We start from the raw sequence: 6,830 nt of genomic DNA on the forward strand, positions 1-6,830 counted from the left end.
TGTCTTGAAGCCGAACTTTCGATTCGTGTCACGGTGTCTCCAAGTGCGATCGTCGCGAGAAGGCAATTTCAATCGATGACGCACTGCGCCTGCTGCTGCGCGTCTCATTGCCGAAGTTCATCCCCGCCCGGTTCTGCCGGGCGGGGTTTTTCATGATCCGGCAGTTCAAAGCCGCCTCCAATGGTGATATTTGACGATATGCGGCCCGCCATGCCCTGTTTTCGGTCCTTGTGAGACCAGACGCAGGCGGCGGTTATCCGCCGCCTGCGCCAAGCTGCTTATGCCGCAAGTTGCTCTTCCTCTGCTTCTGCGCTTTCTCTTGGCTCGGATTGGGCGTCGGCCGCGATCTCGGCCTCCGCAGCCACGACCGGCATAGCCGGGTCGGGTTGGTCCGCTGTTTCGATTTCAGCTATCGACGCTGCCCGATTGGCAGCGGTCACTGTGGCAACCCCGCCGCGCGCCGTATAGGCCGAAGGCGGAAAGGCCATCCAGCGCGGCACCCATGCCTCTTGCTTTTTGCGGCCATTCTCGCCGTTGAGGCAATCCGCAATCACGGACTTGATGACCTTGCCCGTTTCCTTCGCATTAGCCTCTGCCACCGAACTGCCGCCGACCTCGGCAAGGATCGCCGTTGCCACTTCCTTATCGCGGAGCAGATCGTAAAAGGCCTGATCGGGCTGCCAGTAATCCGCCATGCTCACACCAAGCGTGACCCCAAGCATCTCGATCAACGCGCTGCCGCTCGCCAGCGTCTCGGCCATCACAACGGCTGCTACGTCTAACACCACATTTTCTGGCAGTTCCAGCAATCGCGTCACCACAGCGACCAGGTTAGCGCTGCCATAGCCTTGATGCGTCACGCTGATGCGGTCGGGGTCAAACCCCAGAACGTCCAGCACCGCACGACGGCGTTCGTCGAAACGGGTCTCGCCAAGGCAGGTTTCGATGCTTTCATTGACTGCATCATTGCGCGAATGTTGCTCCTGCACCTTCACACTCCAGAGCGGCGAACCGCAGATGGCGTGTGCAACCATGACGCACAAGGCGATATGGGGCCGGGAAGCAAGTTCGGTCCGCACCGCTGCATGACGGTGCAGATCTACATAGGCTGTGAGCGCCGCAGTCAGTTCGGGCCGCGCAGGCTTGGTCACGCCCGCACCGGTGTCGCCGTCGCCCTTGCCGATGCGCTGCGCTTCCTTCCGGGTGAGATAGCCTTCGTGGAAGACCACCTCGCCGCTGGCACGGCACTCGATATAGATGCGCCCACCCTTGCGCTTGGGGGTCTTCTCATATTCCCACGACGAAAAATGCTCATGCGGCGGGATGATCTGGACATCGCTCCATCCGGCGGCGAGATATTCGGCCTTGCGCTGTTCGATCACTGCGGACTGCGCCGCCCAGAACTGGTCAGCATCGGCAAAATAGCCGTCTTCCTCGAACAGGTTGGTCACGATCTGGCCGCTGAATGCGTCGATATCGAACAAGGCCATGCTGACCGATATCGACGCGCCGCCGAACAGCCATGCTTTCAGCTGTTGCCCGCGCGGTGCATGGCTGTCGGCATCCCTGAACAATGCTAGCCATGCCTTTTGCTGTGCCTTGGTCGCCAGCGTCAGATGCCTGACCGTGGCCGCGTCGATTTCCTCGGCGCGGTAGGCTTCGCGGATGCGCGGCAACAGATTGCCGAGCGCGAGGATGCGTTTGACCTGCAACTCGGAGAGCGCAAAGGTCGCGGATATGTCCTCGACGCTGCGGCCTTGCTTGACCAGCCTTGTATAGCTTTCCCACTGCGTGACCGGATCGGGGTTCTGGCGCAGCATATTCTCGATCATCGAGATTTCCAGCGCTTCGGCATCGTCGCCTTCACCGAGCGTTATGCACGGCAGGCTTATATCATCCTTGCCCTGCTTGGCGGCTTCGAGGCTGGCATAATAACGCCTTTTGCCTGCAATGATCTCGAAATGGCCCGCGCACCATTCATCGGCGCTATTCGGGGCAGGATCGGGCCGCACAAATAAGGGTGAGACAACGCCGCGCTTGATAATCGAGGGCAGGATGTCGCTCACGTCGGGCGGTTTTCTGCCCACCCTCATATTGGCTTTGGAGACCGACAGGCGGTCCAGCGGGATATAGACGATTTGCATGCTCTTCACTCCTTGGCTTGGGTGGCCCCGCCTCCGGTGCATAGGAGGGTGCGGTGGAGGCGGGACCGGTTGCCCGCGCCGCAGAGATTGCGGCGCGGGGTTGCCGTCCTTCGGGGGGTGAAGGCGCGGCGAACCTCATCAAAACATCTCGAGCTGGTTGCGGGCATTGGTATCGAACAATCCCTCATCCGCCGGGCGCTGGGGGCGGCGCGGCTGCATCGGGGCATTGACCAGCATCGCCAGCCGCTCGGCTGGCGTGATTGGCTGGACACCGGGCACAAGCACTTGCTCGCCGATGGCCGTCTGCTCTGAGGCAAGGGAGGGAAGGGTGCTCACGCCGCCCGCTCCGTGCCTGGATCGGCAAAAGCGAGGAGATAGTCTGCCGCTTTGCTGGCGTGCGACGCTGCCTTGAAGATTGCGCGGTTGTCGGCGCGCAGCACTGTGAGCCAGGACCCCAGATAATCGGCATGACGAACAGACGGGACAATACCGAGCGCCGCGCACAAGAAGGCGGACGCCAGTTCGGCGCACAGTTCCTCCCGGGCATAGGCGGCGCTTCCAAATCGGCCCGACTGGTCGCGGCCAAGCCGCGAGGCATGTCCGGTCCAGTGAGAATTATGCCGATATCGGCATAATGGTCATAATGCCGCAACCGGGATTATGCCGCATGGTGTTCGTATATGACGGTATTTTGTATGATACCGCTGATCGCTTTCGGCATAATCCTTGGTGCTCCAACAACAAGGAGCATAATGATCATGACCGACAACTCGAACAACTGCACCGATCCTTATCTGGACTCGTTCGCACAAAGTTTCGCCGAAGCTAATTACAAACCGGGGACCATCAGGAACTACCTCAACCTTGTCCGCAAGCTGGGCGGGCTGATGGACGATGCCGGGATCGCGCCGTCGGCACTCACCCCCGATCTTGCGGATGGGCTGGCACGACCGCTGGCAAGCAAATCCGATACCACGATCCGCTTCCACAACCTCGCTCGGCGGTTCGCCGAGCATCTGATCGCTATTGGTGTAGCGCAGCCAGTGCCACCCACCGAAACGCAGATCGCGCGAACGCAACTGCTGGCGGATTACAAAGCCTATCTTGCGGGACAGCGGGGCCTCAGCCCGCGCACCATCTACCACACGCTGCGCTTTGCCAATCGCTTCCTCGACCATCGCTTCGGGACCGCGATGATCGATCTGACCCGTCTTCGCGCTGCCGATGTTATCGGCTTCATCCAGAATCTGCTGACCGGCAAACAGCCCTATCGCGACAAGACGGTCGCAACCCATTTGCGGACCTTCTTCCAGTATCTCTTTGCGCGCGGGATAACGGCGACCAACTTGGCGCTGTGCATTCCCAAGCTGGCCAAAAAGTGGGCTGCGCGGCTGCCCCGGCACTTGTCGCCACGTGCAGTCGAGGCCATTCTCGCCTCGGCACACAGCAACCCCCGGCACGGGCTGCGCGATCATGCAATGCTGCTGCTCATGGCGCGGCTCGGACTGCGGGCTCCCGAGGTTATCGCGATCCAGCTTGAAGATATCGACTGGCGCACAGGCGAACTGCTTGTGCGCGGCAAAGGCGGGCTTCATGACCGTCTGCCGATATCGGATGAGATCGGTACCGCATTGAGCCGATACCTTCGTGAGGAACGCGGCGAAACATGCTGCCGGGCTATGTTCATTACGTACCGCGCGCCGTATCGCGAGTTCAAGGATGGCCAGATCGTCAATACGATCCTCAGGGACGCATTGAAGGCAACCGGCCAGAAACCGCCCACGCCTTATGTCGGATCGCATATTCTGCGTCATAGCCTTGCGACCCAGCTCGTAAACGCGGGCGCATCGCTCGACGAGGTCGGAGACATGCTGCGGCACCGCTCACGATCATCGACGATGATATATGCCCGGCTTGATATCGATGGCCTCAGGTCCATCGCCCAACCTTGGCCAGTTGAGGGAGGCGGACAATGAATATCTTGTCGCAACTCGGCCGCTATCTCGGCATCAGGCGCAGTCTTGGCTATGATCTTCGCACCGACGAACGGGTGCTTCGCCGCTTTGCCCGGTTCGCTGATCAGGAAGGCGCAGCGCACATCAACACGGCGCTGTTCCTGCGTTGGGACGCGGGCCTGCCTGACGTCAGCACCTCGACACGCTCCGCCCGGCTTAGCAAGGTCCGCCTGTTCGCGCAGTGGCTGAGCAGCATTGATCCAGCCCATGAGGTGCCGCCACGCGGGCTGCTGCCAGATCGTTCTGGACGAACACGTCCCTATATATACAGTGAAGCCGAGATAGTCTCGATCATTGGGGCGGCCAAAATGCTGCCTTCGATATACGGTATGCGCGGGCTGACCTTCTCGGTCCTGTTCGGGCTTATTGCGGTGACGGGCCTCAGGATCAGCGAAGCGCTTGCACTCGATCAGGACGACCTCGAGATGGGAACCGGTGTGCTGCGCGTTCGGCGCGGAAAACTTGGTAAGGAGCGACTGCTTCCGCTCGACCCGAGCGTGGTGGTGAAACTCACCGGCTATGCTGTTGAGCGCGACCGGTTGCTTGGAAACACCCCGCACGCGTTCTTCGTCACCTGCAAGGGAACAAGACCGACCGATTGCGGTGCACGCTATAACTTTGCTAGGGTCTGCCAGCAGATCGGCCTGCGCCCGCCCCAGAAATACTGCCGTCATGGCCGGGGACCACGTATCCATGACCTGCGCCACAGCTTCGCGGTGCGCACGATGATAAACTGGTACCGGACCGGCAAGGATCCGGCCCGCGAGATGATCCAGGTGACCACTTATCTGGGGCATAGCGACCCCGACAACACGTTCTGGTATCTCGAAGCAGTGCCCGAACTGCTTGATCTGGCGATGGCGCGGGCAACCTCCGGGGACGGGGAGATGGACCAATGAGCGCTGCAACCTTGCCTGCGCTGATCCAGCGCTTCTTCACCGACCGGCTGTGCATCCAGATGGAAGCCAGCCCTCACACGGTCGCAAGCTACCGCGATACGTTCCGCCTGCTCATGCGGTTCGCGAGTGCGCGGCATGGCAAACCCCCGGTCAAACTCGCGGTTGAGGATATCGATGCCGATCTGGTCGCCGACTTCCTCGTCTACACCGAGACGGCGCGGGGCAACAGCGCGCGCAGCCGCAACACCCGGCTTGCCGCGATCCGCTCGTTCTTCCGCTATGTCGCGATGACCGATCCGGCCTGGCTGCTCCACTGCCAGCGCATTCTGGCGATGCCGAACAAGCGTTATGTGAAACGCACGGTGACGTTCCTTGATGCACAGGAGATCGCGGCGTTGCTCGCGGCTCCAGACCGTTCGACATGGACAGGACGGCGGGATCACGCGCTGCTCCTGCTTGCGCTCCAGACGGGCCTGCGGGCCTCTGAACTGGTTGGCCTGCGTTGCAGCGATGTGACGCTGGGCACAGGCGCGCATATCCGCTGCTTGGGCAAGGGCCGGAAGGAACGATGCACACCGCTTCGCCGCGATACCGCCAAGCTGCTCAAGGCGTGGATGGGCAATCATCCGGATGACAATAGGCCGCTGTTCCCGTCGATCCGGGGTGAGCGGCTCAGCCGTGATGCGCTCGAATATCTGGTCCGCAAGCACTGCCTTACTGCATCGCGTGCCTGCCCGAGCCTTGCTGCGAAGCGGGTCACGCCGCATACGCTGCGCCACAGCACTGCGATGGACCTGCTTCATCACGGCGTCGATCAAACGGTAATCGCGCTCTGGCTCGGACACGAGTCCGTCGCGACCACCCAGATATACATCCACGCCGATATGCGGATGAAGGAAAAGGCGCTCGCTCGGGTCGCTGCTCCGCAGGTGCTGACAGGTCGATACCGGCCCGACGATGGCCTCCTCGCGTTCCTGGAAGGGCTCTGATTATGCCGAACCGCCGCATGGCCAAAGCCCGGAAATCAAACCTCCAGTGGAGGTCATGCGGCATAATCCCGGTTACGGCATTATGCGAGAGTTCATGGGCCAATGTTGCATAAAAATGGTCATAACCGTTGAAAAGAGTTGCTGGCGGCATTGTGATGCGATCGGGGGTAGGCTCGTAGTAGGCCGAACTGCCCTGCTCCCGTTTCTTGGCATCGATTTTCTCAAAAAATGCATCGAAAGCTGCTTCACGTCCTTCGGGTTCAACATCCTGGACATCGGCCCCAGGATAATAGCGTTCGGGCAATCCATCACACTGGTCTGCATTGAAAATGGCATAGGACTTTAGAACGCGGCGGGTTTCCTCCTGCGCTTCACCATGATCCGCTGCTTCGACTTCTTTGGTGTAGCTTTTGTAGAATATGGCGATGGACGATTTTTCGCCTTTGCGGACCTGACCACCAAGCTCCGCGCACTGCCTGTAAGTCATCCAGTACGGAGCGTTATAACCGTTCTCTTGCGCCATCATCCAAAGCCAGAAGACATTCATTCCGCGATAGGGCGTACCGCAACTGCGCAGAGGCCGTGAGACTGGAAGCCCTCTCCAAGGCTGGATCCATGGCTTTGTTCCAGCTTCCAGTTTTTCAATGATCGCGGCGGTAATTCTCGCGGCGGGCGATATTTTAGGTGAGCAATATGATCTTCTGGGCATGTGTATTCTCCTGAACATCTCCAGCAAAATTGCCGGATCAGACAGGTCCAAGCCCCCTCTCCTCTTGTGTTTGG

General features: G+C 60.3%; 5 protein-coding genes and 2 pseudogenes. 3 read left to right on the forward strand and 4 right to left on the reverse strand.

The annotated features are described in order from the left end of the window. Window positions 1-278: 278 nt before the first annotated feature. The 3 genes and pseudogenes from KBT70_RS09340 to KBT70_RS09350 all read right to left on the reverse strand — a co-directional run. On the reverse strand, window positions 279-2,144 hold the full coding sequence (locus tag KBT70_RS09340; protein WP_296631811.1) for a ParB N-terminal domain-containing protein: 1,866 nt from the start codon (window positions 2,142-2,144) through the stop codon (window positions 279-281). Window positions 2,145-2,282: 138 nt separating this feature from the next. Next, window positions 2,283-2,480, reverse strand: coding sequence for a hypothetical protein (locus KBT70_RS09345; RefSeq protein ID WP_296631814.1), 198 nt, complete (start codon window positions 2,478-2,480; stop codon window positions 2,283-2,285). Beyond that, window positions 2,477-2,755: pseudogene (locus KBT70_RS09350) on the reverse strand (zincin-like metallopeptidase domain-containing protein); the annotation flags it as partial. The gene KBT70_RS09345 and the pseudogene KBT70_RS09350, both read right to left, overlap by 4 nt. A 147-nt stretch (window positions 2,756-2,902) precedes the next feature. Here KBT70_RS09350 and KBT70_RS09355 point away from each other — a divergent pair. Genes KBT70_RS09355 through KBT70_RS09365 form a run of 3 tightly spaced genes read left to right on the forward strand, consistent with a single transcriptional unit; the run spans window position 2,903 to window position 6,047 of the window. Beyond that, the gene (locus KBT70_RS09355) at window positions 2,903-4,120 is read left to right on the forward strand and encodes a tyrosine-type recombinase/integrase (RefSeq protein WP_296631817.1); all 1,218 of its coding nucleotides are present in this window, start codon (window positions 2,903-2,905) and stop codon (window positions 4,118-4,120) included. After that, on the forward strand, window positions 4,117-5,058 hold the full coding sequence (locus KBT70_RS09360; RefSeq protein WP_296631821.1) for a tyrosine-type recombinase/integrase: 942 nt from the start codon (window positions 4,117-4,119) through the stop codon (window positions 5,056-5,058). The genes KBT70_RS09355 and KBT70_RS09360 overlap by 4 nt, the downstream gene beginning before the upstream one ends. After that, a complete protein-coding gene (locus KBT70_RS09365) occupies window positions 5,055-6,047 on the forward strand; it encodes a tyrosine-type recombinase/integrase (protein WP_296631824.1) in 993 nt (330 codons plus the stop codon). Before KBT70_RS09360 ends, KBT70_RS09365 begins: the two co-directional genes overlap by 4 nt. An 88-nt stretch (window positions 6,048-6,135) precedes the next feature. Here KBT70_RS09365 and KBT70_RS20735 read toward each other — a convergent pair. Next, window positions 6,136-6,774, reverse strand: a pseudogene (locus KBT70_RS20735) (ArdC-like ssDNA-binding domain-containing protein); the annotation flags it as partial. Between the last annotated feature and the right edge of the window lie 56 nt (window positions 6,775-6,830).

Source organism: Roseovarius sp., assembly GCF_018066915.1.
GTDB lineage: Bacteria > Pseudomonadota > Alphaproteobacteria > Rhodobacterales > Rhodobacteraceae > Roseovarius.

Bases quoted from the DNA above. Each gene is read 5' to 3' on its own strand.
- KBT70_RS09355 (WP_296631817.1), top strand. From the start codon at position 2,903: ATGACCGACAACTCGAACAACTGCACCGATCCTTATCTGGACTCGTTC.
- KBT70_RS09360 (WP_296631821.1), top strand. From the start codon at position 4,117: ATGAATATCTTGTCGCAACTCGGCCGCTATCTCGGCATCAGGCGCAGT.
- KBT70_RS09340 (WP_296631811.1), bottom strand. From the start codon at position 2,144: ATGCAAATCGTCTATATCCCGCTGGACCGCCTGTCGGTCTCCAAAGCC.
- KBT70_RS09365 (WP_296631824.1), top strand. From the start codon at position 5,055: ATGAGCGCTGCAACCTTGCCTGCGCTGATCCAGCGCTTCTTCACCGAC.